Annotated in this window: 21 protein-coding genes; 3 read left to right on the forward strand and 18 right to left on the reverse strand. The window is 69.7% G+C overall.

All coding sequences use genetic code 11. The features are described from left to right. The first annotated feature begins 60 nt into the window (after nucleotides 1–60). Complete coding sequence (locus D5S19_RS31705) at nucleotides 61–321, forward strand: hypothetical protein (protein ID WP_147397408.1); 261 nt, start codon at nucleotides 61–63, stop codon at nucleotides 319–321. A gap of 1822 nt (nucleotides 322–2143) precedes the next feature. Continuing rightward, on the forward strand, nucleotides 2144–2368 hold the full coding sequence (locus tag D5S19_RS16070) for a hypothetical protein (RefSeq protein ID WP_120024158.1): 225 nt from the start codon (nucleotides 2144–2146) through the stop codon (nucleotides 2366–2368). Between the two features lie 81 nt (nucleotides 2369–2449). Here D5S19_RS16070 and D5S19_RS16075 read toward each other — a convergent pair whose 3' ends face one another. After that, nucleotides 2450–3391 (reverse strand): carbohydrate-binding protein, encoded by a 942-nt coding sequence (locus D5S19_RS16075; protein WP_233573957.1) that lies wholly within the window; start codon nucleotides 3389–3391, stop codon nucleotides 2450–2452. A 461-nt stretch (nucleotides 3392–3852) separates the two neighbouring features. Here D5S19_RS16075 and D5S19_RS16080 point away from each other — a divergent pair, with 461 nt between their 5' ends. Further along, nucleotides 3853–4791, forward strand: coding sequence for a glycoside hydrolase domain-containing protein (locus D5S19_RS16080; RefSeq protein ID WP_120024160.1), 939 nt, complete (start codon nucleotides 3853–3855; stop codon nucleotides 4789–4791). Nucleotides 4792–4883: 92 nt separating this feature from the next. Here the strand turns inward: D5S19_RS16080 and D5S19_RS33170 are convergent, their stop codons facing one another. Genes D5S19_RS33170 through D5S19_RS16170 form a run of 17 tightly spaced genes read right to left on the reverse strand, consistent with a single transcriptional unit; the run spans nucleotide 4884 to nucleotide 26021 of the window. Further along, nucleotides 4884–7766, reverse strand: a complete 2883-nt coding sequence (locus tag D5S19_RS33170) for a DUF6519 domain-containing protein (protein ID WP_233573958.1) — start codon at nucleotides 7764–7766, stop codon at nucleotides 4884–4886. A 9-nt stretch (nucleotides 7767–7775) separates the two neighbouring features. Next, nucleotides 7776–9908: a hypothetical protein gene (locus D5S19_RS16095; protein WP_120024161.1), complete on the reverse strand. Its 2133-nt coding sequence runs from the start codon at nucleotides 9906–9908 to the stop codon at nucleotides 7776–7778. Then, complete coding sequence (locus D5S19_RS16100) at nucleotides 9905–13201, reverse strand: putative baseplate assembly protein (protein WP_120024162.1); 3297 nt, start codon at nucleotides 13199–13201, stop codon at nucleotides 9905–9907. Before D5S19_RS16100 ends, D5S19_RS16095 begins: the two co-directional genes overlap by 4 nt. Further along, a complete protein-coding gene (locus tag D5S19_RS16105; RefSeq protein ID WP_120024163.1) occupies nucleotides 13198–16029 on the reverse strand; it encodes a putative baseplate assembly protein in 2832 nt (943 codons plus the stop codon). Before D5S19_RS16105 ends, D5S19_RS16100 begins: the two co-directional genes overlap by 4 nt. Then, the gene (locus D5S19_RS16110; protein ID WP_199730529.1) at nucleotides 16026–16394 is read right to left on the reverse strand and encodes a GPW/gp25 family protein; all 369 of its coding nucleotides are present in this window, start codon (nucleotides 16392–16394) and stop codon (nucleotides 16026–16028) included. The genes D5S19_RS16105 and D5S19_RS16110 overlap by 4 nt, the downstream gene beginning before the upstream one ends. Next, nucleotides 16391–16717, reverse strand: coding sequence for a hypothetical protein (locus D5S19_RS16115; protein ID WP_120024164.1), 327 nt, complete (start codon nucleotides 16715–16717; stop codon nucleotides 16391–16393). Before D5S19_RS16115 ends, D5S19_RS16110 begins: the two co-directional genes overlap by 4 nt. A gap of 14 nt (nucleotides 16718–16731) precedes the next feature. Beyond that, the gene (locus tag D5S19_RS16120) at nucleotides 16732–17268 is read right to left on the reverse strand and encodes a phage baseplate assembly protein V (protein WP_120024165.1); all 537 of its coding nucleotides are present in this window, start codon (nucleotides 17266–17268) and stop codon (nucleotides 16732–16734) included. Next, nucleotides 17265–18389, reverse strand: a complete 1125-nt coding sequence (locus D5S19_RS16125; protein WP_120024166.1) for a hypothetical protein — start codon at nucleotides 18387–18389, stop codon at nucleotides 17265–17267. Before D5S19_RS16125 ends, D5S19_RS16120 begins: the two co-directional genes overlap by 4 nt. After that, the gene (locus D5S19_RS16130) at nucleotides 18382–18699 is read right to left on the reverse strand and encodes a LysM peptidoglycan-binding domain-containing protein (RefSeq protein ID WP_120024167.1); all 318 of its coding nucleotides are present in this window, start codon (nucleotides 18697–18699) and stop codon (nucleotides 18382–18384) included. Before D5S19_RS16130 ends, D5S19_RS16125 begins: the two co-directional genes overlap by 8 nt. Before the next feature lie 10 nt (nucleotides 18700–18709). After that, on the reverse strand, nucleotides 18710–19339 hold the full coding sequence (locus D5S19_RS16135; RefSeq protein WP_120024168.1) for a hypothetical protein: 630 nt from the start codon (nucleotides 19337–19339) through the stop codon (nucleotides 18710–18712). Further along, a complete protein-coding gene (locus D5S19_RS16140; protein ID WP_120024169.1) occupies nucleotides 19336–20577 on the reverse strand; it encodes an eCIS core domain-containing protein in 1242 nt (413 codons plus the stop codon). The genes D5S19_RS16135 and D5S19_RS16140 overlap by 4 nt, the downstream gene beginning before the upstream one ends. After that, nucleotides 20577–20843, reverse strand: coding sequence for a hypothetical protein (locus tag D5S19_RS16145; RefSeq protein WP_120024170.1), 267 nt, complete (start codon nucleotides 20841–20843; stop codon nucleotides 20577–20579). The genes D5S19_RS16140 and D5S19_RS16145 overlap by 1 nt, the downstream gene beginning before the upstream one ends. Next, nucleotides 20840–22774, reverse strand: a complete 1935-nt coding sequence (locus D5S19_RS16150; protein WP_120024171.1) for an ATP-binding protein — start codon at nucleotides 22772–22774, stop codon at nucleotides 20840–20842. The genes D5S19_RS16145 and D5S19_RS16150 overlap by 4 nt, the downstream gene beginning before the upstream one ends. Continuing rightward, nucleotides 22771–24036 carry a DUF4255 domain-containing protein gene (locus tag D5S19_RS16155; RefSeq protein ID WP_120024172.1) on the reverse strand — a complete coding sequence of 422 codons (1266 nt, stop codon included), beginning with the start codon at nucleotides 24034–24036 and terminating at the stop codon, nucleotides 22771–22773. The genes D5S19_RS16150 and D5S19_RS16155 overlap by 4 nt, the downstream gene beginning before the upstream one ends. After that, on the reverse strand, nucleotides 24033–24776 hold the full coding sequence (locus D5S19_RS16160; protein WP_120024173.1) for a hypothetical protein: 744 nt from the start codon (nucleotides 24774–24776) through the stop codon (nucleotides 24033–24035). The genes D5S19_RS16155 and D5S19_RS16160 overlap by 4 nt, the downstream gene beginning before the upstream one ends. Further along, nucleotides 24773–25495 carry a T4 family baseplate hub assembly chaperone gene (locus tag D5S19_RS16165; protein WP_147397409.1) on the reverse strand — a complete coding sequence of 241 codons (723 nt, stop codon included), beginning with the start codon at nucleotides 25493–25495 and terminating at the stop codon, nucleotides 24773–24775. The genes D5S19_RS16160 and D5S19_RS16165 overlap by 4 nt, the downstream gene beginning before the upstream one ends. Before the next feature lie 4 nt (nucleotides 25496–25499). After that, a complete protein-coding gene (locus tag D5S19_RS16170) occupies nucleotides 25500–26021 on the reverse strand; it encodes a phage tail protein (protein WP_120024175.1) in 522 nt (173 codons plus the stop codon). Nucleotides 26022–26029 lie beyond the last annotated feature (8 nt).

A 26029-nucleotide genomic window follows, 5' to 3' on the forward strand; every position in this document is an offset into this window, starting at 1 on the left:
ACTTAGTTGCCCCACCCGCGTGATACATTCGTTTGACAAAATCAGATCGGAGAAGCCGACATGAGTCACACTCGCCGGTTCGCCACGGCGGCGGCATTCGCTGTCGCCGGACTCTTTTCCAGTCCTGCCCTCGCTATCGCAGACACGCCGACCCCCTCAGCATACGACGTCACTCAGGACAACAAGGCAATCAACATCGACGTTATCGGCGACATCCGGATTACCAACGCTGATGGTGTGCCGATAGACCTGAGGACCGTACCTTCCTTGAAAATTTCCCTGGAGAACGTTCCCTATGTTCCCCCAGGCGCCGAGGACTGACCGAAGTGATCTCGCCGGCTTTCGGTTCAGGCGGCCGCGTTCGAGAGGGGCGAGCAGGGTCAACACGCGACCGCGACGGCGGGCTGCACCGCGCTCGGCGTTCAGCGACCGGCCAAGACTCCGGGCCAGTGCGCAGAGCACACCGAGCACGGCGCACCAGATGATCAAGGGAATCCTCCGGGCGAAACCCTCTCAAATACCCACCTGTCGCAACAATCGGACATGAATCCGTGCTGGCCGCACATCTCAATGCCGGCCCCTGGCCCCTGACACATGGGAGCGGAGGCAATGACAGATCGAACCGATGCCGCAGGGCACCGCTGCACTATAGTCCTCAATGGCGGCAGTATCACGATCCAGCGAATATCCGCGCCTCGAAAAGAGATCATTATTCCTCTGCGGGATATCGTCCAGGTATGCACACGCGCACCGCACGCATGGTTCAAGGGTGAGTTCGAGGTCCACATCAGAGAATCGGAACCGATGAGCATTAGATTCACCCGGCGCCAGGCACGCGAATTCTATGATCTCTACGCAACGCTGAAGGCCCAGCTCTCGCGGATCGACTGACCGGGCATCGCCTTTCTCAAGGAATATCAAAAACTATTCCTTTGACCTGCGAGCCATATCTGCTCGCCATCATCGTCGAGAAATCCGACACACCTGAAAGCGTCCCGGCGGCTTTGAGAACGCCCCCAGATGCGCACCCTGTCTTATAACGACACTTGGGCAGCCACAAAAGCCGCCCCGGACGGGAGACAGGCAGGCGGGGCGTGGGGCAGGCGTGAGGTCAGCCAGCGACCGAGGTCGAATCGTTTGGGCGGCGCCACCAGCGGGTGTCCGAGCGCACGAGGTATGGGCTGAAGAATGCGGTGGTATTTCCTGGAATGGGAGACCATGGTGGCATTGCCGCCGAGCAGCCGGGCCGGAGGATGCACAACGTAGTACTTCGCGGACGAAGACGTTGGTACAGGGCAGGCCAGGAACGCGGCTTCGGATTCGTGCGCTTCGGCGCTCGTGCGGTCGGCATCCCGGGGCCGGATGGCCAGGTGATACGGCAGCCGGCCGAAGCAGTGCTTATGGCGAAGACAGCGTTGCGCAAGGCAGCACTGAGGATTCAGCCGGTGAAGTCGCCGGTAATCGAATCGAGCCGGGTGAGCGACCTATGGATCGTGACCAGACTCGACGTGACCCGCCTGGCCGCCGCCGCGCAGCACAACCTGCCGCACCCACCTCAACGCGGCCATCCCGGCATCGAGCGATGCCGGCCGCTGCGGATCGGTGCGATCAGCCCGTCTACCGGGAATGGACCGGTGACGGCGATTGATGCGTCTCGGTGCCACGCTCGCCGTCGAGGACATCAACCGGGACGGCGGGATCAACGGGCGTCCGCTCGCGCTGCTGACCCGCGACGCCGACATCACGTCCGCATCGGCGGTGGCGGCCGCCGTCGGTGATCTCGGGGGCCAGGACGTCGACGCGGTCACCATCGGCGCGACATTCGACCGATCCCGTGCCGCACTGGCGACTCGGTTCGGGGTCGCCGCCGTGGCGGGCTGCCCGGCACCGCACCACTCGACGTCAGCCCAGGCCGTCCGGCTCGTGGCCGACGAGCCGGATCGCTTCGGAACGGTCTTCCAGATGTGTTCGCCTTCCGAGTACTGCGGCACGGGATTTCTCCACAGCCTGAGGACTCTGCGGCAGAGCGGCGCGTGGAAACCGGCCGCTGATCCTCGACGCGGCCGATCCGGACCGGACGACGTTTTCCGGCCAGTCGCGCATCACCGCCGAGAGGGACGGCTGGGCTGCCGAGATCCTCCGCATGCCGCCGACCGCGACAGCGTGGAACGAAGCCGTCGACACAGTCCACCGGCTCGATCCCGCCGCGGTGCCGCTCGGCTGCGACTCGGCTCCGCTCCTGCTCGCGTTCATCCGCCGATTTCACCTCAACCGTGCGAAACAGTCTTCTCCACGCCGTTTACGCCGCCTCGATACCGGCCACCGGTCGCCGGAACTCTATGCGACCACCACCTACCGAGTGCCGTGAATGCCGTGGTACCCGGCCCCCTATCGGGACCGGGTACCACGGTATTACCGGGGCGGGTCAGCCACCGGGGGAGCTATCGGGTCAGCTCCACCATTTATGCCAGAGAGCGTTGTTGGTGCCGCGGGCGAAGGTGTCGATACGATTCGGACCCCACGAAACAGCCGCAGGATTCCCGACAATAACACCACCAAGACTCTCCCAGCCCGACCACGACGAGCCATTCCACGCCTTATGCCACATGGCGTTATCAGTACCAGCAGCGAACACATCGAGCCGGTTCGCCGACCACGACGACACCGCCGGACCCGAAACAATAACACCACCCAGGCTTTCCCAACCCGACCAGGACGAACCGTTCCACCACTTGTGCCACAGAGCATTGTCCGTACCCCGAGCAAAAGTATCGATACGATTCGGACCCCACGAAACAGCCGCAGGATTCCCGACAATAACACCACCAAGACTCTCCCAGCCCGACCACGACGAGCCATTCCACCACTTGTGCCACATCGCGTTATCAGTACCAGCAGCGAACACATCCAACCGGTTCGCCGACCACGACGACACCGCCGGACCCGAAACAATAACACCACCCAGGCTTTCCCAACCCGACCAGGACGAACCGTTCCACCACTTGTGCCACAGAGCGTTATCCGTACCCCGAGCAAAAGTATCGATACGGTTCGGACCCCACGAAACAGCCGCAGGATTCCCGACGATCACACCGCCGAGACTCTCCCAGGCCGACCATCTGGCACCATCCCACCATTTGTGCCACATGGCGTTGTCGGTGCCGGTGCCGAAGACGTCGAGCCGGTTCGCCGACCACGACGACACCGCCGGACCGGTGACGATTACTCCGCCCAGGTCTTCCCAGCCCGACCACGCCGCAACGGACGACTTCGACTCCGGTGCGGCAGTGGCGGCGGGCGCGAGCAGAGCCCCGCCCAGTAGGGTCAAACTTGCAAAGAGCGCCAGGATTGTGCGACGCACCATCCATCCCCTTTCGTCGGTAGCGTGCAAAGTGCAGATTCGATGGTGTCACCGCGAGATCCACACTGAATAGGGTGAACAGGCCAATCACGCCACAAGGTGACGAGTGACGCCGTTTCTCGCGCACCGTCGCGGGCAATCGGCGATTTTACGCGCTGAATTGCGTAGCGCATAGGCTTTTAGGCTGAACCTGAAACCACATGCGGTGATCATCGTGTCCGTGGTCCGCGACCCGCGGCCTCCGCCGCCCACCGTTAAAGGCTGTGAAGGGTCCCTTCACAGCCCCAGAGTCCGTGAAGGGACCCTTCACGGCAACGCCGTCGGTCGTTGCCGAGGGGTGGGCGGGTCGCGATTGCAACATTTCGGCATTCGGTCTCGCCGGGTATTAACAAACCACGCCTTCGGGATCATCATGGAACTCTGGCTCCGGTTCGGTCACCCCCAGCCGATCGAGGGCGACCGGAGCGGTCTGTGAAAGGGGGAACACGATCATGGCCACCTGGTGGATCGATTACAGCGCGGCGAAGTTGTCCGGCGCCACGATCGCCGGCGCCGCGGTCGGCCCGGGCAGGGAGCGGGCCTCCGGCGCCATCCGCTACCTGGACGCGCCGGGCAATCTCGACACCAAGCACACCGACCGGACCGAATACCGCAGCCTGCTCGACGCCGGCCTCGGCATCGCGATGTACTTCGAGGTCGGCAAGAACGATCCGATGGGCGGTTTCGCGCGCGGGCAGGAATACGGCCGGCGTGCGCTCGCCGGGGCGGACTACCTCGGTTTCCCGGGAGTCGTCTTCTTCTGCGCGGACCGCTGGTTCAGCACGCCGGGATTTCCGGTCATCACACCGGCGCTGTGGGGGGCATACCTCGATGGCGCGGTCAGCGTTCTCGGCCGCGAGCGTACCGGCGCCTACGGCTTTTCCGATGCCATCGACGCGGCGGCCGGCCATGTCGATTACTTCGTCCAGTGCGGCGCGCGGTCCGCGCTCCGCGGTTTCGCGCACGGCTGGCAGGACAACAACGTGCAGCCGACGGTCGGCGGCATCACGGTCGACCGGGTACTGATCCAGCGGCCGATCCCGTTCGCCCCGGCGAGCGGCGCGGCCGTGCCGAGGAACGACGAGGAGTGGACCATGCAGCTACCGTCCGGCGACAATCGGAGCATGTCGTTCGACATTCCCCAGGGCGCGACCCAGATCCGGGTCAACTGCCCGATCGATTTCCTGACCGTGCACGGGATCTGGCAGGCCGGCGACGGGCTCCCGCCCGGCAACGAATTCGACTACCGGTGGAGCTACGAGGCCGATTTCCGGATCGACCGCCTCCGCCCGTGGAAGATCGCGGTGGCGGGCGGCGCCACCCAGGGTTCGATCATCTACACCTACAGCCCGGCGAATCCGGAGCGGATGGGCTCGATCTCCTTCCGCTGAACCGGATGTCTCGCCGGCACCGCGGTGCCGGCGAGACATCGGGCCGAGGTTCCCGCATGTCGGTGCGATCCCCGCCCGCCGTGATTCCGGTGCTAGCGCGGGGAAACCGTGGCCGGGACGACCGCGGTGCCGCCCGGGGCGTAGGTCGGCGGCCGGTTCGAGCCGAGCAGGAGCCGGGTGAGCCACGGCGGCATGGCCGGCTCCAGCCCGCGCAGCAGCGCGTAGACAAGGGCGAGCGCGAGCGGCACGAGCACCTGGTTGCCGAGGCCGGACAGCCAGTCGGTGGCCGAGGCGGGCAGGCCCAGGGTCACCAGCCAGGCCACGATCGCCGCCCAGATCCCGGGGACCACCGTGCGCAGCCAGGACGTCAACTGGTTGCCGAGGAGGCCGCCCGGTATTCCGTCGGCGGACACGGCCGTGGTGGTGGCCGGCGGGGACAGCTGATCCTCTTGCCGGGGAACCGAATCGGGTGACGGGGACGGACGATCCAAATGCGGGACGGGAGCGGATGTGGCGGGCACGTTCTCCGGCTCGGTCACCGCCTGGTTGCCTGACCCGTCGGCCGCCTGACTGCCCGGCCGTGAACCGTCCGGCTGCGAGGCAGGACCGGAGGTGACGGACGAGTACGCCGGCTCGGCGCCCAGACCCTCCACCGCCTGTCCGTCCGGCCGGGGAACGGCGAGAGGAGGGAGGTCCAGCACCGGCGGGGCGGGTGTCCCGCTGCCGGTCGAAAGTGGGACGGCGGGTTGCGGTATCGGGGGACCGTCGGGCTCCGACGTGCCTGCCTCACCAATTTTCCGGGACCCGGCAACGGCGCCTCCACCGACTCCGCCCGCCGCGACAGGACCGGCCGAAGCCGACGCAGCAGGTTGTAGCACCGGAGAACCGCCCCCAACAGCACCAGACCGCTGCAGCATCGGGGAACCGTTGGGTATCGCCGCAATCGTCATACCCGCCTCACCACCCTCCGGATACCCGGCAACGGCACCTCCACCGACTCCGCCCACCGCCCCAGAGCCGGCCGAAGCGCCTTCACTCACACCACCGGTCGCCGGATAGTCCGGGAGAACCCCGGCCCCCGAATCTTCCGTCTCGAAAGGCCCGGTCTCCCGGCCCAGGACGTCCTCCGGGGAACCCGGGAAAGCGCGTGGCGCCGGATTCCCACCCACCGCAGCAGACCCCCCGGCCGAAGCCGACGTGACAGGTTGCCGCGCCGGAGAACCGCCATGTCCCCCGGCAACCCCGGACCGCTGCCCCGCCGGAGAACCACCCGGCACCGCGGCACCCGTCCTACCCGTCTCACCACCCTCACCGGACCCGCGAACAACATCTCCACCGACTGCACCAGACCCGGCCGAAGCCCCGTCACCCCCACCACCGGTCGCCGGATAGTCCGGGAAAACCCCCTCCGCAGAATCTTCCGTCTCGAAAGGCCCGGTCTCCCGGCCCAGGACGTCTTCCGGGGAACCCGGAAAAACACGCGGGGCCGGGCCAGGCGAATCGGCCGCGGGTGGCTCGGCGGGATCCGCGGGCGCCGCGCCGGGTTTCGGGAAGAACGGTTCGAAGGACACCAGCCGATCGGTCACCTGGCCGCCGGCGCCGATGATGCCGAGGACCGCGTAGTGGTATTCGACGCCGTGCGGGCGGACGGGGCGCGGGCCGTTTTCATCTTGGGGCCATTCGACGTCGCCGGTGATCGTGCGGGCCGGGATCTGCCAGTAGTCGCCGTGACGGTAGCTGCCGCCCAAGCCGACCGCCAGGCTGGCGGACGGGCCGTCGAAGCAGACCTGGACTCCGTCCTCCAGGTCGATCCAGGTGTCCTCGACCAGCGGCAGTGCGCCGTCCACCGCGACGTCGCGGGTGCCGTCCTCGTATCGGGCCGTGGCCGGGTGGTCCCAGCGGCGCAGCAGCGGGTGCAGGTCCGGGTCGGTGCCCGGGCCGCACCGATCGTCCACTTCGGAATCCAGGGTGACCAGCCGGTCGGCCGGATCGATCGCGACGACCTGCCGCAGCTTCGGCGCGGGGTTCGGGCGCTGGACGATCGGCACGTCGTCGGCGACCCGGCAGGCCGTGGCGTCGTCGACGAGTTCGACGAAGTCGCCGATCTCGAGGTCCATCTTGGCGTCGCGGCCGAGCGTCGCGAGCGTCACCGTCGCCCCGGACACCGCCACCACCGGGAAGACCACCGACGCGTTCTCTCGCGACCACTTGAAGGTCGCCCCGGACAGGCGGTCGGGGCAGTCGTCGCGGCGGGTCTTGCCGTTCGCCGGTACGGAGTCCTGCCAAGCCCGGCCGCCGGTGTGCACCTCGACCCGGTACAGCTGGTTTTCCGGACCACGGAACCGCGCCTCCGGAGGAAGGTGGCAGATGTCGTCGTCCGCGTCGTCCGGCCGCTTCGCCCGCGCGGCGAGCCGCCCGGGTGCCGGGTTCAGCGAACGCCGGAAACTCGAGAAGTCCCCGAGGCTGTCCCCGGGGCACCAGGCGACCTGCCAGACGGTCTTCGCCCTGGCCGCGGTGTCCGGTCCCGGCGCGCCGAGTGCGACCTCCCGGATCGCCGGGTCCTGCAAGGCGGTGATCAGCCGTTCCCACACCCGCAGGTACACGATGAACGGTCCGGTCTCCGGCAGCCGGTCCTGCTCCGGGTCGAGGTGGCCGTCGGGCTGGTTCCAGTAGGTTGTGCCCTCAGAGCGCACGGGGTTCTCCACCATCGTCCCGTCGACGTAGCAGCGGCCGGGGGCGATGTCCAGGTCCAGGATCGTGGCGTTGCGGGCGTCCAGCTCCGGCTCGATCCGGAATCCGCCGTCGGCCGCGGCGGCCGGACCGACCAGGTCGGTCACCACGGTGCGCAGCTGGTGCAGCAGGATCGAGGCCTGCTCGTTGGCGTCGGCATCCAGCTGGACCCGGCCCTGCTGGGCCAGGACCGCGGAAAAGTGCTTGAGCGGATCGAAAGTGCGACGCGAGAAGTCGGCTTGCATGAGCGTCTCCTAGGTGGCGAACAGGATGCCGGCGTCGCTGCCGGCCGGAGTGTATTCGGCGAGGCGCAGCCGGAGACTGTCCTCGCGCTGCGGCTGGAACAGGTCGTGGAAGGCACCCATTTCGGAGCTGTCCTCGGCTCCGCGGCGGATCTCGTCCGGGCAGTACAGCGCGAGCTGCGCGTAGCCGGGAGTGCCGTGACGGGTCGACGTGAATCGCGGCAGCACCCGTGCCGGATCGCCGGAATGCTCGGGCTCGCAGTGGAATCGCGGCGGCGTCCGGGAACCCTCCGGCAGCCAGCAGAACCGGACGCAGCCGGTCTGCCGCCGGGCGATCCGCACCGGACCGGCCAGCACGGAATTCTCGATCAGCCCGGCCGCGTGCGCGAGCACCGCGCCGAACACGGTCACCCGCCGGGCGTTGAACTCCGCGTGCGCCCGCCCCTCACCCGGGCCGCACACCGCGGCCAGGCACTCACCGGCGGCGTCGAGAATGCTGTCCGACAACCAGATCCGGTTGGGTTCGGGGTGCACCTCGTCGGCGTTGACCAGGATTGTGCCGAGGATGCTGTGCTCCACCTGCAGGCACACCGGGGTGTCCGCCAGCTCGATGCTCGCCTCCTCCGCGTGCCGGGGACAGCAGTCCTCGTCCAGCGCCCAGCCGGGCACCAGGGTGCAGTGCCGCACCACGAACTGCCCGATCGGCCCGTCCACGCGGACGCTGCGCCCGGTGATCAGCAACCCGTCGAACACGACCCGGGGCAGCGGATCGTCCTCCGCGCCTTCGCCGGTCCCGACGAGCCGCAACGCGTCCGGGCGGTTGCTCGACCAGTCCAGCAGGCGTAACACGGGCCTGGTGTCCTTCGCCGCCCGCAAGGTCAGCCGGTCACCTCGATCCAGCGGGATCATCAGCTGTTCCTGGTATGCCCCGCTGTCGGTGAACTCGACGACGCCCTCCCGCAGCGTGGGGTCTTTCGCCTTGTCCGCGCGCCACTGCGCGATCGCGTCCGCGATCAGCTCGTAGTGCCCGGGGCCTACGTAGTAGATCTTCTTCGGGGAGACCGGATCCACCGGGCGTGGATACTCCCCGCCGCCGAGATCGGCGGAGAACCCGTAGTGATACGTGGCCCACACGCCGTCCTCCGGTGCCTGCCGCGAAGGGAAGGCAATCCGGCCGAGCACCGGGTCTACCGCGACCTGGTCGCGAGCCGGCCGGTAACGCCAACGGGACAGGTCGGCGGGCACGATCCGGTTCAGCGGCACCGGTTTCCCGTCCGCGGTGTACAGGCACAGGCTCTTGCCGGGGCCGTAGTAGCTCGCGGTCCGCTCGGCGAACGCGTGCCGCCGGATGAACGCGGGCACGTTCGTCTCGTCCGCGATGTGCGCGGGCGACGGTTCCCGCTCCGGCTTGGTGATCAGTGGGGTGTGGTTGCCGAGCACGCTGAACGTGAAGTGCGTGCGGGCGCGGTCCTCGCAGTACGCGGGTGCGTGCGTGATCGAGTACGGCTTGAGCCGCCACACATGCAGCCCGATTTCCGGAATGTTGTACCGGCCGGTGCCGCGTGCGGAATCGATCCGCCGGACGTCGACGGTGTGCGCCAGCTCGTCGAACGGCCCGTCGAGCCGGTCGAGCGCGTCCGTCCGGTGCAGATCGGTGAGCCGGCCACGGGTGAGGCGGCGGCGGTCCGCGCGTGGATCCCGGCCGTGCAGCCGGACTGCCTGCGTGACCCCGAGCAGCCGCCGGTACTCGACCGCTCGGGCCGGCCACTGCGCGATGTCCATCGCGAGCTGTTCCAGCAGCGCCAGTGTGCCCTTCCGGCGCCGGTTCCCGACGGTGTGCGCGACGTCGCGGCGCGGCGCCAGCGCGGCGAGCAGCCGTCGCGCCGCCGCGGAATCGGCGGCCAGCGCCTCGTCCGCGCCGGGCAGGATCCGGTACCCGACCAGGTCACCGAGGTAGGGCACGACCCAGCCCTGCCCGGTTTCGACGAACCAGTCCTCATACAACGCGCCGAGGTCGGCGTCGATCAGGTCGGCCTGTTCGGTGATCACGCCGAGCAGTGCCCTCAGCGGTCCGGCGTTCTCCTCGTCGTGGCGCCGGTGTACCGCGGGCAGCAGATCGTAGAGCCGGTCCGGGTTGCGCGTCATGGGATCCTCACCAAAGTCAGAGCCTCCGGTACGGCAGCGGGAAGCACGGCGAGCCGGGCCGGGCGGATGCCGCGGAAGACGGTGAGCCGACCGTGCTCCGGCAGCTGGGCAGAGTCCAGCCGCGGGTTCAACCGGACCAGCTCGGCCAGCGTCAAGCCATTCCGCAGCGCGACCGTGGTGAGCGTGTCCCAGCCGAAATCGTTGACATAACCCACCGTGTCGAAGACCTCCTCGAAACGGGCACCCGCGGCCGGAACGCAGGTCTTCGCCTGGGTAAGACCGTCCACAATGGTCGCCAGCTCGATCGGCGTGACAGCACCGCTGATCCCGTCGAACATGTCGACGTCGGCATAGTCGACGCCCGGCACGGCCTGGATCGCCGAGAACACCTCGCTGAGGTAGGCCGGCTCGCCGAGTTCCCTGTGGGCGAAGGAGAATCGGTCCAGCAGTGCGGCGCGCACGGCCGGCTCCACCAGGTTCCACGAGTAGTCGGGCAGCACCTTGATCCCGGCCCGCAGCACGAGCAGCACCTGATCGCGCACCGCGACCCGGACCGGGACGCCGCGGTCGCCGAACGCGGCGAGTGCGTCTTCGAGCGTGGTGAACAGGCCGGATGACGGATCGATCCGCACGTCCCCGGTCGCCGCGATGGTCACGTGCACGACCTGGCGGTCGCCGTCGGACAGCTGCACCGCGGCCGCCTTGCCGATCCCGGCACGGGCGCGGGTGAAGTCGGCGTAGTCCCGGACCGACAGCAACCGGTCCAGCGCCAGCATCCGCAGGGGGATGGTCTCCCGGGCGTCCGCCGGTCCGTCGCCGTCCGCGCCGCCGCCCGAGGGCAGCGGGTTGAGCACCGACCGCACCCCGGGCGCCCGGCCGGACAGCTGATTGATCTGCCCGGCATCGACGTTTCCGTTGTGTCCGGCTCCGATCCGGTATTCCGCGATGACGTTCTCCACTCCGGCAGGCACCCGGGCGCCGTGTACACCGTCGCCGAACCGGACCGAGCGGGTCCCGTCCGGGGCGACGACCTCCTCGTAGTCGTGCCCGGCCGGACCGGACCGGATCAGCCCGTCCGTCTCGTGCCAGCGCACCCCGGAAACGCGGGTGGTGAGCGTGCTTTCCGCGCCCTCGGCGTTCGCCGACGGCAGGAAGGTCAGCGGGTTGTCCGCGGTGACCTGCCGCAGTGGGAACGTCTGCCCGGCGGTACCCGGGTCGCCGCTGCCGAGCACCTCGCTGCGGGTCTCCCCCTGGTCAGCCGCCACGACGTTGCCGTAGAGGGTCACCGTCGCCCGGCGGTACTGATAGGACAGTGTCGTGGCCAGCGCCAGGTAGGTACGCACATGCGCACCCGGCTGCTCCGGGTTCACCCGCTGCCGGATGCCGGCGACCATGGTCAGCTCACTCGCCTGGATTCCGGTGGTGTGCGGGACATCGGTGCGCTCGCCGGACACCACCAGCCACCGGCCCGGACGGAGGCCGTCATAGAGCCGGCCCAGCTCGATCTCGGTCCCGGCGACGGCGTCGGTGATCGGATCGCCGACCGCGGTGAGCGATTCCCCCTGCGCCCACACGATGGTGCCCGCCGGCGGCGGCTGGGTGAACGTCTCCCGCACGGTCAGCACGGTGACCTGCTTGGTCCCCACCGGCTTCGCCGCGCCGGAGGCGTCCTTTACCGTGACGTCGACGGTCGCCTGGGTGACCGACACGACCTGCGCCGGCTCAGGCTGGAGGATCGGCGAGGTGGCGTTCGCGCCGGGATCGAGCACGACCCAGCTGTCCCGGGCGATTCCGTCGTAGACGTTGTCCAGGTAGAGCACGGTCGTGCCGTCCGGATCGGTGGTCCCCGCCGGACGGTCGATGGTCACCGCCTTGACCCGGGGCACCTGCAGGCCGGACAACGCGGGCGGCGGCGCGATCTGCTGGTTCCCCCAGGCCTTGTGCAGATTCGGGCCGAGCCGGGGATCCGCCGCCATGAGCAGCTTCGGGTGCACGTCGGAATCGGCGCGGAACAGATCGTCCACTGTGGACTTCAGATCGATCGCCCTGCGGGGTGGCCGGGACGGATCCCGGCGCAGCCACGGCAGGACCGGGGTGAGCGCGACGAGCGCGGTGCCGCGGTTGCAGCAGTCTGTGCAGGGGAGCTTCCCGCAGTCCCGGACCTCGACCGCCCGGCCGTCAGCCAGCAATTCCTGCGACGGGCAGAACAAGTCGTGCGCGAGCTGCTTCAGGTACGCGGTCTCGTAATCGGTGTCGCGCGTCGTCTCAAGGATCAGCTTCAGCAGGGCCACCGCGGCATCGATGACCCGCTTCGCGCGCAAGTCGTACCAATCCTGGACGCCGCACCCGGCGTGTGCCGCGGCGATCGCCGCCTGCTCGGGCAGGTCCATGCTCAGCTGCTGGGCGGTACGCAGCAGCCGATACGGCACGACGGTCACCTCACCGACCGTGGCCAGGTACTTCTTCGCGGCCGTCAGCAATGCGACGGAATCGGCGGTCCACGGCGACACCGGCGCGGGCAACGCCTCCCCGATCACGTCCGCCAGATCCTCGATCGCCTGGTTCAGCTCGTTGCGCCGGCCGTCCGGCACGGTCAGCGTGACGTCGGTCCGGCCGGCGGCGAAGTCCGGGGTGGCCACCTCGACCGTGCGGACCACCGGAGTGCCGGTGCCGAACAGGAACAGGAGCCGGTCCCCCGTCTTGAGGTTGGCCGAGGTGCCCTCGACACCGATTCGCCGGATCCCCTGCGCGGTGTTCCCGTTCACGTCCACCGGTTGGTTCCGCGCGACCTGCAGCGCGTTCCACTCCTCGCGGGCGATCAGGTCTTCGGTGGTTTCGAAGGTCTGCGGCACCTGGCTCTGCCCGGAAACGCTCTTCGCACCCGAGCCGGCCGGGATCACCGACTTCGTGCCGGGATCCAGGGTGAACGCGAGATGAGTGCTCGCCGACAGCGCGGGCCGCGGCGTGTAGCCGACCAGTTTGCCCAGGTGGATCAGGGATTCCGGTTCGATCGCGGTACGCAGGTAGCCCTCGTTGGCGATCCGCTCCTGGTAGAAGGTCAGCACGTCGCCGACCATCGCCCAGCAATCCAGCAGTGCGATCGCCGGATCGTCCGGCTCCCGTGTCGTCAGCCGCGCCAGAGCCGGCCTGCTCGCGATCCGGGCCAGCATCGTCTCCCGGAAGCGGCTGTGCGTGCCGATCCGGTAGGACAGCGCGGGCAGACCGGGCCGGTTGTAGGTCGAAGCCGGGGTCGTCGTGGCGGTTCCCGAACCGCAGCCGCACGAACAGCTCATCGCCCACCTGCCAAGTCGAGGGTGAGCCGCCCGTTCTCCGGTCGGCTCGGATCGTCGTCGAGCTGTGCCACTTCCAGCGGCCCGATCGGCAGCACGCCGGTGTCGAGCGCGGTCCCGGGCGGGCCGAAGAGGCGCTGCAGCTTGGTGACCTCGGCGTGCCGGACGCCGGGTACGGAGGCCACCACCGCGACCACCTGACTGATCCGCACCGGCGTGCCGAAAGTCAGGTTGTCCGGCGCGAAGAAAGCGGCCAGCACCCGCCGCACCGCGACCCGCACGTGCGCGGCGAGGTACTCGGGCCGGACCTCGACGTGCACCACGAGGTCCAGCGGCACCAGCGTCGCGCTCGACACCGCGAGGTCGTGGCCGATCCGGCGGTATGGGTAGAGGCCCGCGCGGACTTCGTCGAGCAGCCACTCCGAGGCGACCTCCGCGCCGAGCGGATCGACACCGACCTGCGCCTCGTACCAGCTGCCGGTCCACCGCAGATCGGCCGCCGCGCGTTGCACCCCCGGGGTCTGCCCGGCGAGCGTCGCGTAGTCCTCCGCGGTGATCGCCCGCAGCAGCCGGTGCCGGGCTTCCTGCGGAGCCCGCGCCCGGACCTCGGACACCGGCTCCGGATCAGCGCCGCCGTTGGCGGGCAACGGATTGCGGACGACACGGATGCCGCCCACCGAAACCCGGCAGAGCACGATCCGGTTGATCGCCTCCCGCCCGACGTTGCCGGCCACACCGGTACCGACCCGCAGCGACGCGGTCAGCGTGCCGCCCAGCGGGTACTCGGCTCCGTTGCGGCCGTCGCCGAAGCGCAGCACCACGGCGCCTTCGTCATCGAGTTCACCGACGAAATCACGGTCGGCCGGACCGCTGTCGAGCAAATCCCGGCGTGGCAGCCAGATCTCCCCGTGGCGATCGGTCACCGTGACCGCGGGCAGCGCAGCCCGTGGATCCGGTTGTGTCGCCGGCCCTGCCGCGCCGCGGAACGCCGAGCTGTTCTCGTCGAGCGCCGCGCCCTCGTCGCCGCCCCAGCTCTGGCCGATTTCCCAGCCCTCGTTCGCTTCTGTGAGCACGTACCCGGCGCGCGCCCGATCGATCAGCTGACGAACTCGCGCCAGCTTGGTCTCCAGCAGGTCGCCGAACCGGGCCAGCAAGTACCGCAGCGCCCGCCGGGGATGCGTGCGAAGATCGATTTTCTCGACCAGCTTCGCGCCGAACACCGTCGCTACGAACTCGAAGTCCACATCGGACAGTGGACCGCCGGCCCGCCACAGCCTGGTCAGCCGGGCACGGACGCGATCGGGCAACGCGACCAGCCACCGCGCCTGCGCGGCCGCGACGTCGGCGGGCAGCGGGAACGGCGCGCTCTGCGTGACCGGCCGATGCTTCAGCTCCGGCCGGAACCGCACCGGTAGCGGCGGATAGCCCGGTCGCCGTGCCGGGCGGGCCTCGTCGGGACAGCCGAAGTCCACCGGGTCCGGGCATCCGGGCTCGGTCCCCTCTGGTGGCGGCACGTCGTGGTGCTCGGGTGCGTCGCCGCACCAGTCGATCCGGGCGCCGTGCTCGACCAGCACCACGTTGCCGCGCGCCACCCCGACCTCGTATTCGGTGCAGTCGACGCCGCCGCGCGCGTTGACACACAACGAGAACGCCAGCGCGTCCTCGCGCGCCCAGGTCACCTCGATCAGCGAACGGCAGTACAGCTCGTCGGTGGTCTCGGTGACCGAGGTCAGCCGGACCGCCTGCCGGTGCGTGTGATCCGCGTCCGCGGGCAGCCCCGTCTTCGCGCCGACGACCTCCTCGAAGACCAGCACGTCACCGGCGGTCAGCCGCAAGGCCCGGTCCGGGTCGGCCAGAGTGGCCGACGTCGCCCCTTTCGGCAGACGGCACTCCTGGTCGCCCCAGGTCCACAACGAAATCCGGTTGTGCGCGGGACGCAGCTGCAACGGTTCGGTGTGCACCGGCTCGAACATCTCGTACCGCGGCATACCGGGCCGCTCGAGATCGCTCTCCTGCAAGACAGGGCCTTCGTCGAGCAGCACCCCGTCCGGCAGGCTGGCGAAGCGGAACGCGCCTTCCGGGAGTTCGGCCTGTTCGTCGGCTTCGAGACACACCCAGGCCCGCGCGGAGCATCCGTCGTGCATGAAGTAATCGACGAGCCGGGCGTGCCGGCGGACGGACACCCGCAGTCGCGCCGTGTCCAGGTACGCCTCGGTCCCCACCGCGTCCTGCTGGTAGCCGAGCCGGTCGCCCTCGTAGGCGAGCAGCTCCACCAGGGTGATCCCGACATCCGGGACATGCCGCTCGGTCCAGGCCGGCATGGTCAGGCTCAGCCGGTCCAGCATCAGCTGGCGGAAGCTCGCGTAATCCTTGCTCAGGTAGTCGATCTCCGGCTCGGGAACAGTCTGTTGTGGACAGTCGTCGGCCGGGGCGCAATCGAGGTCGTCGCAGGAGGTGAAGGTGAAGTCCACGCAGGCGTACCGCGGGTCGAAACCCGGGTACGGCTTGGTACCCGGGTTGCCGACCGGCCCGGCCTCCACCACGCACAGCCGGTAGGTCGAGAGATCTCCCGGGCGGTCCACCCTCAGCCGGACGCCGTCCGCGAAATCCGGGTCGTCGCTCACGCACAGCTCGGCCGCGACGACCACGATCCCGGTGATCCGGCGCCCGCCGTCGATCCGGAAGTTCACCGGGGCCAGGTCCTCCGGCGCCTTGCCGAAGAAGAGCACGGTCAAGGTGCGGCGGTCGTCGCTCACGCTCACCGCGTCGATTCCGTTGCGCTCGCGCGCCCGCACTTCGGCGCGGCGGCGCTCGTCGGTGCAGTCGATCATGCGGCCGTCCCTTCGAGCACGTCCTGCCTGCGCTCACCGGTCGCGAGGAGCACGTACGCGATCTCGATCCGCAACGTGGCATCCATGGCGGTGACCACCAGTGTGTCCACTTTGATCAGATCCCCGAGCCAGCGCGTCAGCGCGGCCTCCGCGGAGACCTGCAAGGCGGCGGCCAGCTCGGGGCTGTTCGGCTCGAACACCAGATCCAGCAGTCCCACCCCGAAATCGGGACGCATCACGCGCTCCCCCGGCGTGGTGAACAGCAGCTGCTCGATCAGGTCGCGCACGTGATCGGCGTAGCCGGTGTCCGCGATCCGGCCGCGTTCTCCGATGTGGAAAGGGAAATCGAGGTCCACCACGGTCACCTCCCGAACACGAACGGCTGCATGGCGAGGATGGTCGGCGGGCCGGGACTCTGCGAACCGACGCACGTCCCGTCGCCCTGTCCCCCCGGTTTCGACTGCACCAGCACCGGCGTGGCGTAACCCAGCTCGATCGACATGTTGTTCCACTGCACGCTGACGCACGACGGGGCCGCGGTACAGCCGACGATGGTCAGCTGGTCCTTCGCGGTCAGCACCGGCATCCCCTCCACCAGCGCCGGCGGCGGGCCGGCCGGCTTCGGCACCATCACACCCTGGTGCGGGCAGTTCATGGACATGCCGGCGTGCAGCACGAAGCCCGGCATCGGCGATCCCCCTCCTACTTCGGAATGATGAACGTGCCGTTGTTGATGACGACCGAGGTCCCGGTCAGCCGGATCGATGCGAGCCCGGGGCCGCAGGACAGCTCGATCCCGGTCTCGTTGAGCTTGATGCACGGCCCGGCCGGACCCTGGATCTGCAGCTGGATACCGCCGGTCGGACCGGGCTGCTCGGTGATCAGCAGATAGTTCTGCGGCAGCGTGCCCACCGCAGGCTGCGGTGTGCCGAGCACGATCTGCGGCACCCCGGGCAGGATGCTGTTCGCGACCGGCGGCCCCTCCTGGCGCACGTCCCGGCGGAAGCCGGTCCACACCGCGCGGCTGAGGTCGCCGTCCTGGAACTCGACCCACACGCCCGAATTGATCAGCGGCACCACGTTCATGCTCGGCGCGGCGGTGCTGGCACTCGCCCACACCGGTTCGTCGCCGAGCACGTCGCCGATCCGGACCAGCAGCCGGTCGAGCCCCAGCGGGTCCACATTGGACACTACGACGCCCTGATAGGTGCCGTCGAACCTGTTTCCATCGCTTGTCATACGTCCACCCGCTGTGGAGGAAAGGGGACGAAGGCGTCCCGGGTCAGGCTGAAACTCTGGGTGTACTCGCCGCGCTTGATCTCGTGCGTCACGCGCGTCACGTAGTAGGTGCCGTCGTAGTCGAGCCCCGCGCCGCGCACGCCGACCAGGCGCCGGGCCTTGAGCACATGGCCGTAGCGCAGGACGTCGAGCTTGCCCTGCCCGGTCACCGCGTCGGAGGCCGCTTCGGTCCGGCTCAGGCCCTTCAGCAGGACTTCCAGCGCGGAGAGGCCGGCCAGGTCCGGCAGCGGCTGTTCCTTGAGCGCCACCGCGGGCCGCGACGCCAGCGGCGGGCGCAGCAGCGAGAGATTCGGCACCGGAATGGAAATGCCGATCTTCGTGGTCGGCTCCTCCTTCCGGATGGTGAACTGGGTCCGGGCCGTCCCGTCGAAGCCGAAGGACATCGATTCCACGTTCGTCGCCGGGCCGGAGTCCACGGTGAGCGCCGGCTGCGGTTTCCCGGTCCGCACCTCCGGACCCCAGTACGCGGCACTGACCCCGGGCCGCGGCCCCGGTTCCAGGTAGAACGCGTAACCGGCCTTGCGCGCGAGCGCCCGGAGATAGGACAGATCGGTGCCCGCCTGCGCCAGGTAGTTGTCCTCCGGCAGGTACGGCTCGACGAACTTCGGCGGGATCGCCGCCGGGGCGATGCCGTACTGCGCGTACCCCTTCAGGATCCGCAGCACTTGGACGTAGATCGGCTGGCCCGGATAGGACTGCTGTACGTGGCGCAGGTCCATCAGCGCGGTCAGGTCCTCGCCGGTGACCGTCAGCGTGCTCGAACCCGGCGCGTCACCAGGGCTCATCTCCTGCCGGGTCAGCACGCCGTCCATCAGCACTTCGAGGGATCCACCGATGATCGTCGCGAGGACGACCCGCGTCGGCGGGTCGAGCAGTGCGAACGGCAGCAGCGTCTTGGTGATGACCGAGCCCCGGCTCACCGCGAAGGTGAGCTGGAAGCCGCTCGGCCCGCCTGCCGCGGAGGTGATCTGCACCGACTGCAGCGCGTCCACCAATGGCTGGGGTACCGGCAAGGCCACCACCTTGCCCATCATCAGCAACAGCTGGAAACTCTTAGCCACGCGCGATCCCTCCTCCCGCGACGCCGGGCGGCAGGGTGATCCGCAACCGGCGGCCGGGCTCGGCGGTCAGCTCGTCCGGGTCCATCGCACGGTTCGCATCCGCGATGCGCCAGTACTGTTCCGCGTCGCCGAACACCTGCCCGGCGATCCGGTCGAGCCGGTCCCGGGGGCCGACGACGTGTTCGCCGATCTGCGCCAGGTCCTCGGGATGGGGCAGCAGACGGCGGCTGACGTAGCGGACCTGGCGCCCGTCCGGCAGCTCGTGGACCTCGGTCGCGAGGTCGTAGTAGCGGCTGGTGGTGGAGAACATGGCAGGCTCCTCAGATCCGGGGCACGCCGACGTCGGTCACCGGATGGTCGACCGCGGCCGCGAACCGCTCCTTCTGCTGCAGGTGGGTCAGGTAGAGCCCACCTCCCTTGTGCACGTATCCGAGGTCGTCCACCGTGAGTACCCGCACCCCCACCGAGACCTTCGCCCGGATCGGGTTGAGCGAAGCGTCGAAAGCCTCCTCGGTGACGCTGAATTCGGTGATGCGGACCGGCACGACCCGCCGTGGCCCGAGGACCAGCACGGTCAGCGGCGCCTCGGCCGGCGCGATCTCCAGCAATCCCTTGCCCGCGTCGTCGTTCTCCGACCACAGCTGGTCGTAGGTCGGCGAGATGCTCCGCTCCAGCGCACAGAGGAGCGGGAACAGGCCGTCCGGAAACCGCTCGGGTTCCGCGGCGGCGTCGAATTCGGCGTCGAACTTGTAGGTCTCGTGCGGGGGGCCCTTGAGCCGCAACGCTTCCAGCCGGTCCCCCGGTTCGTTGCCGATGCCCTGTGGCTGCAGCGTGCGGGTCAGCGTGTCCGGGTTGTACTGGAACGGAATCGTCTTCGGCTTCCCGGTCGCGAGGTCGATCAGCACGAAGCCGCCGCGGACGGGGTTGAGACTCTGCGGGAACGTGCTCACCGCTGCACCTCCTTGACATAGGGCAGGAACGGCGCCAGCGGCCCGCGGCCCGGCGTCACCAGCCGCCGGTAGTACTCCTGCAGGATGTCCCCCTGCTGTTCGGTGTTGAAGCTGGTGAAGCCCTGGCCCCGGGCCGTCCGCGCGGTCAGCTCGGCGTCGCCGCCGTAGTCGTAGGTGCTGGCGATCGCGTGGTAACCGGTGCTGAGCACGCTGTATCCGTGCTGGTACTGCCAGGTGTGGGTCAGCTCGTGGATGAGCCACGGCATGAACCCGCTGCCGGTCGCGCTGCCGGACGGGAAGTTGATCGAGTCCGGCAGCGTGCGCGCGTAGCCGCCGATCGCGGTGAGCTGGCCCTCGGTCAGGGTGATCCGGTCCAGGTTCAGCGAACCGGCGAACACCTTCCGGGCCTCCACCCGCTCGGCTTCGGTGAGCGGGCGAGCCGCGCGCGGGGCGAGGTTCTCGCTGCGGCGGCCCACTTCCGTCGTGCCGAACAGCGACGACATCCGGGTGACCTCGCCTTTGACATAAAGGAAAGCCTGGTGTTCGGCCAGCAGCGCGGCCGCCATGTCCTTGGCCTTGACGTACCCCGCCGTGTTCAGCGCAGCTTCGACATCGGCGACGGCGGCGCCCTGGGAGAAGAAGTAGGTGACGTCGCCGACCGTGCGGGTGCCGACTTTGTGGGCGGCGATCAGCGGCGCGAGAGCGGTCTGGATTCCCGGCGCGTCGGCTGTCGAGGTGACCGACTGGTTCGCCGTGCCGTAAAGGCTGCCCGGGGCGTACTCGGTGTGCGGCTTGGCATACGCGGCCAGTTCTCGCTGGACCAGCGGCTGTCCGAGTTCGTGGACGTCGCCGGTCGACGCCTCGCGTTCGGCTCGCTCCCCCGGGTCGGACAGCGGCAGCCGGGACGGCAGCGCGTCCGCGACCGATCGCTGCTGGCGGACATGCCCGAGTTCGTGCCGGAGCAGGTTCCGGCCGGCCGCGGTCTCCGGACGGTACTGCCCCGGTCCGAACACGATGTGCCGGCCGACCGTGTAGGCCTTCGCCTGCACCGCTTCGGCGGACTCCGCGGCCTGCGCGTCGGTGTGCACCCGGACCCGGCTGAAATCCCAGCCGGGACGTTCCGCCGCGAACGGCTGCACCGCCGGATCCAGCGGCAGGCCGGGGGTCTGCACCACCGCGCGCACGATCGGCGGCGCCATCGGCCGCGCCGCTTCGCGCGGTCCGGGAAGAACCATCATCAGGCACCTCCGGGAGCATTGAGGCCGGTGCCGAGACACCGGGCGATCTCTTCGCCGAGTGCGGACACCGTGTGGTGTCCGCCGAGCCGCAGACCGGGTACGTCGATCCGCCGTGCGTGCCGCGACGCCCGCCAGGTCCCGCGGGGTGTCTCGGCGAGCAGCCGGGCGAGTTCGGCCCGCACCGCCTCGCCGAGCGCACGGGACTGTCCCGGCGGCACGTCGAGGCCGTGCAGCACCACGCGGTCGATGTGCACCTCGATGGTCATCGAGCCCCCTCCCAGGTGAAATCCCGTTCCCTGACCGGAAGTTCGAGCTTGCGGAACTCGCTCCGGGCCGCGTCCAGCACGGTCTGCATGGTGATCTGGGCGCCGTCCGCGGCGGCCAGGAACGCCGCGTTGAGCGCGATGTTGCGGGTCATGCCGCCGCTGACCGGCAGCTGTGCCAGCCGGTCGAAGTCCAGTCCGGCGTGCGGCGCCTTCGCCGGGAAGGCCCGGCGCCACATCGATTCCCGCTCCACGGGGCCGGGGAAGGCGAACTCCACGACGAACCGCAGCCGGCGCAGGAAAGCGGAGTCGAGCGCGGTGCGCAGGTTCGTGGTCAGTATCGCCAGCCCCGGATGCGATTCCATGCGTTGCAGCAGATAACTGATCTCGATGTTGGCATAACGGTCGTGCGCGTCGTGGACCTCGCTGCGCTTGCCGAACATCGCGTCGGCCTCGTCGAAGAGCAGGATCACCCCCTCCGCGGCGTCGAACAGCCGACGCAGGTTCTTCTCCGTCTCGCCGATGTACTTGCTCACCACCGCGGAAAGATCGACCCGGTACAGATCCAGCGCGAGCTGCTTGGCCAGCACCTCGGCCGCCATCGTCTTCCCGGTGCCGCTCGGCCCGGCGAACAACGCGCTCAGTCCCAGACCCCGGGTGATCCGCTCGCCGAAACCCCATTCGTGGAACACCGTGCTCCGCTGCCGTACCTGGGCGGCGATCTCGCCCAGCTGCCGCCTGGCCTGTTCGGTCAGCACGATGTCGTCCCACCCGGCCTTCGGCTCCAGCCGCTCGGCGAGCGAGGCCAGCCGCGGCCTGGTCCGGACGCGGCAAGCCCGCCACGCCACGGCCGGATCGCCGCCGGCCTCCGCGGCCACTTCCGTGATCGCCGGAACCTCCAGCGCGAACTGCGCGGCGAGCCCGTCGATGTCCGCTCCGGGACCGAGTGCGCCACGCCAGGCCGCCGCCCGTTCGGCCGGCGTCGGCGGGCACGTGTCGAGCACGAGGGACCGATGGGCCAGGTCCGCCCGGATCTCCCGCGTGGCCACCACCGTCGGGCAGGTGACCCGGTCAAGGAACCCGGCGACCGTCGACGCCGCACGGTTTTCGCCGGTCTCCTCGACGTCGACGTACAGCGCCAGCGGCAGCAGCATCGCTTCCCGCTGCCACAGCCTGGCCACCTCGTCGAGTTCGACGGGCCGCACGGGCAGCAACGACGCGGGGAGCCGGTACGCGAGCAGCCCGCAGGCCGCAGCCGCGTGCGCCGTGACGAGCTGCTTCGCGTCGTCGGCCGGACCGGCCAGCTGCACCACCGCACCGGTGCCGGTCCCCGCCTGCCAGTGCCGGACGACCTGGTCGGCTACCTCCTGCTGGGACGGCGGCAGCCCATCCCCCGCATCCGGCGGGATCCGGGTCACCACCGGGGTCAGCCGGTGGTCAAGGTGACCGAGGCCCTTCAGGTAGTTGACCACGCGCTCGTCCGCGCGCAACGCCGCGGACACCACGCCCTGCGGCGGCTCGTCGACGAGCCGCCAGAACCGAAGGCCTCCGTAAGGGGAAACGGCTTCCCACGCCGGATCCGGCAACGCGGCCAGCGCGAGGGCGAACGTCGGATAGGCCATCCGCTCGTCGCCATGTGCGAGCGCGCACAACGTGGCGATCGAGGGATCCAGCTCGACTGCCGCGCACAGCAGCAGGGTGTCCCGCTCGAACCGGGACAACCCCAGCCTGGCGGCCAGGACCACCAGGGCGGGCGGCGGGCTGATCTCCTCCGCGTCCGCGACCTCCTGCGCGGCCGCGGTCACCTTGTCCACCGAGATGTCCACAGTGGACTCCCGCGCTTCGTGGTGCGCCCGCAGCACGAGCCGCAGCCACTCCAGGGAGGCGGCCAGGAACCGCCCATTGGCCGCCTCCCACCCCCCGTGCCCGGTCATGAGCCGATCACCGTGATCGTCTGCGTGTCATCGAACCGCGGGGCGTCGCCGGTGCGGTCGATCAGCAGGCTGTCCACCCCGCCGACGCGGAGCCGGGCGAGGTGCGTGCCCAGCGGCGCGTCCGGCACGTCGAAGGTCAGATCGGTGCCCACGACCGGATCCTCCGGTCGTGCCGCCAGCTCGCGGCGTTCCAGGACCGCGCGGGAACCGAGCGCCAGCAGCACCGGCTGCCCGGCCCGCACCGGCGGGCTGCAGCGGAGGCCGACGACCGCGGTCGTCCCGGTCCGCACCACGGTCGCGGGCATCGTGCTCGTGATGGCCGGAGCGATGGCCAGCGAAACCTCGTTGGTGGTCGTGGTGATCTGCTCGCCCTCCACGGTCACGGTGCTCACCAGCGTGACCGACCACAGCCCGGCCAGGTAGCTCCCCGCCGCGCCGGACAGGTCGAACCGCACCTCGGTGCCACCCACCTGCCGCGGGCTGAGGACGACCGGATCGGACTGCAGCGAATGAGCGAGCCGGATCTCCGTGGTGCCACCGAGGTTCGCACCCCGCACGATCACCCGGCTCCCGACCGGCGCGGACGACTGTTCGTGCTCGCGTCCGTCGGCGCCGACCGCGACCGGTATCGCGGCCGTCGCCTCGGGCAACGGCGAACGCGCACTCGCCACGGCGGTGGGCCCCCGGTCCTGCGGGCCGCGTTTGAGGACCGGCACCGGCGTACGCGGCGGGCGGCGGCTGTCGATCAGCACCGGGCCGACCTCGACCGCGACGGAAAGCCGGTACCCGGTCCGGAAAGCCGACCAGAGCGAGTAGATGTCCTTCTCCTCCAGTGGCTGCCAGGTGATCCTGATCAGCTCGGGCTGCTCGGAAACGTTGCTGTGCGAGGGAACCTGACGCAGCCGGTCGCGGCTGAGCACCGGATGCTCGTGCAGGATCCGCAGGGCACCGCCGAGCATCCGGTGCGCGGTCACGTCGTGCCCGCCCGGTACGAACGCCGTCAGCAGGTAGTGCAGCACCAGGGGCAGCGCCGGATCACCGTGCTCGCCGGGCCGCAGGCCGGACGGGTCCTCGTTGCGCAGCGCCGGATCGGCGTCGATCTCGTAGAGGAACAGGGTCACCCGCGGATCGCCGCCGGCATCCGGGTTCGCGTCCGGTGGTTTCGCCTCGACCTTGGCCCCGCTCTCGACCTCGCGGGTGCCCTCCAGGACCAGCTGCACCAGGGCCTCGGTGACCGCCTCGACGGCGTTCGCATCGCTCATCCCCGGTCACCTCCCGCTCTTTCCTTCAGGTATTCGTCCAGCCCGAGCACCGGCAGCCGGGATCGTCCGGGCCGCGGCGGCGTGGCCGGTGCCGGTGCGGGTACCGCCTTGATCTCGACCCGGCCGATGCTGATGTGCACGTCCGGCTCGGCCGGTTCCGGCCGCCGCCGTAGCGTCGGCGGCCGTGGTGGTTCGGGCGCCGCCGGGCGCGGCCTGGCCCGGGTGACCGGATGGGCACGCACCGGTCCGGCGGTCGGCGGAGCCACCGTCTGAGGGGTGGCTTCCGAGGCCGAGGGCGGGACGACGGCCGGTGGCGGCGCCACCGCAGGAATAGCCGCCGGTACCACCGGCGGCACGACGACCGGGACGGCCGCGGCGGTCACCGAGGTGACGGTGACCGAAGGGGCATCCGGATCGGTGTGTTCCTCCCGGATGATCTCTCGCGCCGAGCCTGGCCTCGACTGCGGCTGCGATTCCTTGAACGGCAAGGGAATCTCGACCCGGGTCTCGTGCGTTTCCCGGCTCTCGTGGAACACCGCCGCGGTCCCGGGCACCGTCCGGGGTTCGGGCGCCGGGGGCGGGACCGGCGGCTCACGCGGCGGATCGGACTCACTGAAAGTGCCCATCGGCGGCACCGCGCTGGTACGCAGTGGCGCGACCGGCTCGAACAGCGTCGGCACGATCGGCCGGACCGGCGGGCTGCCGGTCCGGCCGAGCAGCCGGTCCACGAAATCGCTCACGCCGTGCTCCCCGCGAGTTCCAGGTAGTACCGCCGCCGCGCCGGGCTCACCGCGAGCACGTCGCTTTCCGACCAGCCGTAGCCGAGCGCGAGCGCGTGCACCTCGTGCATCAGCCGCCGGGCGTAGGTGTCCAGTTCCGTCCACAGGTAGGCGGCGACGTCGAACGGCGCCGCCCAGTGGTGTCCGCAGGTCACGCAGTCCAGGCTCAGCCGTACGTCCGCTTGTGGGTCGCAAGTGGACAGTGCGGCCGGGAGCGCGTCCAGCGCGGCGTCCGGCAGCTCCGCCGTCGCCACCTCCCGGCCCGCCTGCCGGGCGGCGACCACGCACCGTTGCAGCAATCGCCGACGGGCGTCCGGCGCCTCCCCCTGGATCGCCAGCAGGTCGCGGCTGGTGACCGGCCGCATATCCACCTCGTATCCGGCGGCGGTCACCGTCGCGGCGGGTACCGCGGGCGCGGGCGCCCGGACGTCCTCTCCGGACAGCTCCAGTTCGAGTTCCTCGCCGCACGCCGGGCAGGCCACGAGTGCCTGCCAGGCCGGACCGAAGCAGCTTTCCCGCAGTGCCAGCAGGAATCCGTCCCGCCGGCCGACCGCGAGATCGGCGACCGTCGACGGCTGCGCCCCGCCCGCGACCGCCAGCGTCAGCGCCCGTCGCACCGCGGGGAGCCCCTGCGCGGCCTCCCACGTGCCCAGCAGTCCGGCTTCGGTCAGCGCGGCCATCACGTCACGCCGGGTCTTCGAAGGAGGTGTCCTCGGGCTCGGTCACCTCCTCGGCCACCCACCCCTCGTTCTCGACTTTGACGTGCTGGAGGGCGACCGCGTTGGCGTTCGCGTCCAGATCGGACACCGGCTGCCACTCCGAGACCCAGCAGTTGTAGACCTGGTACGACAGCACCTTCTGGCCGCCCTCGTCGAACACGTCCACGATCAGGTCCTGGCGGAAGTCCTTGAGCGAGGTCTCCAGGCCGCGCCCGGAATTGGTGAAACTCCACACCCGGTTCGCCCACTGTGCGAACACCTTGTCCGTGGTCACCCCGCGTTCAAGGGTGATCGGGTCGTACTCGGTCCGGCCGGGCAGCTTGAAACTGGTCGCCGGATCGCCCCCGCTGCGATGCTTGATCACCTCGGTACTGCGCTTGAAGCCGGTGACCTTGCTGACGCCGAGCATGTACTCGCCACCGGCGAACTTCACCCGGAACCGGAAGTTCTTGTACGGATCGCGCCGCTTGATCTTGCTGTCGGACATGGCTGGCT

Source organism: Amycolatopsis panacis (assembly GCF_003600245.1).
Taxonomy (GTDB): Bacteria; Actinomycetota; Actinomycetes; order Mycobacteriales; family Pseudonocardiaceae; genus Amycolatopsis; species Amycolatopsis sulphurea.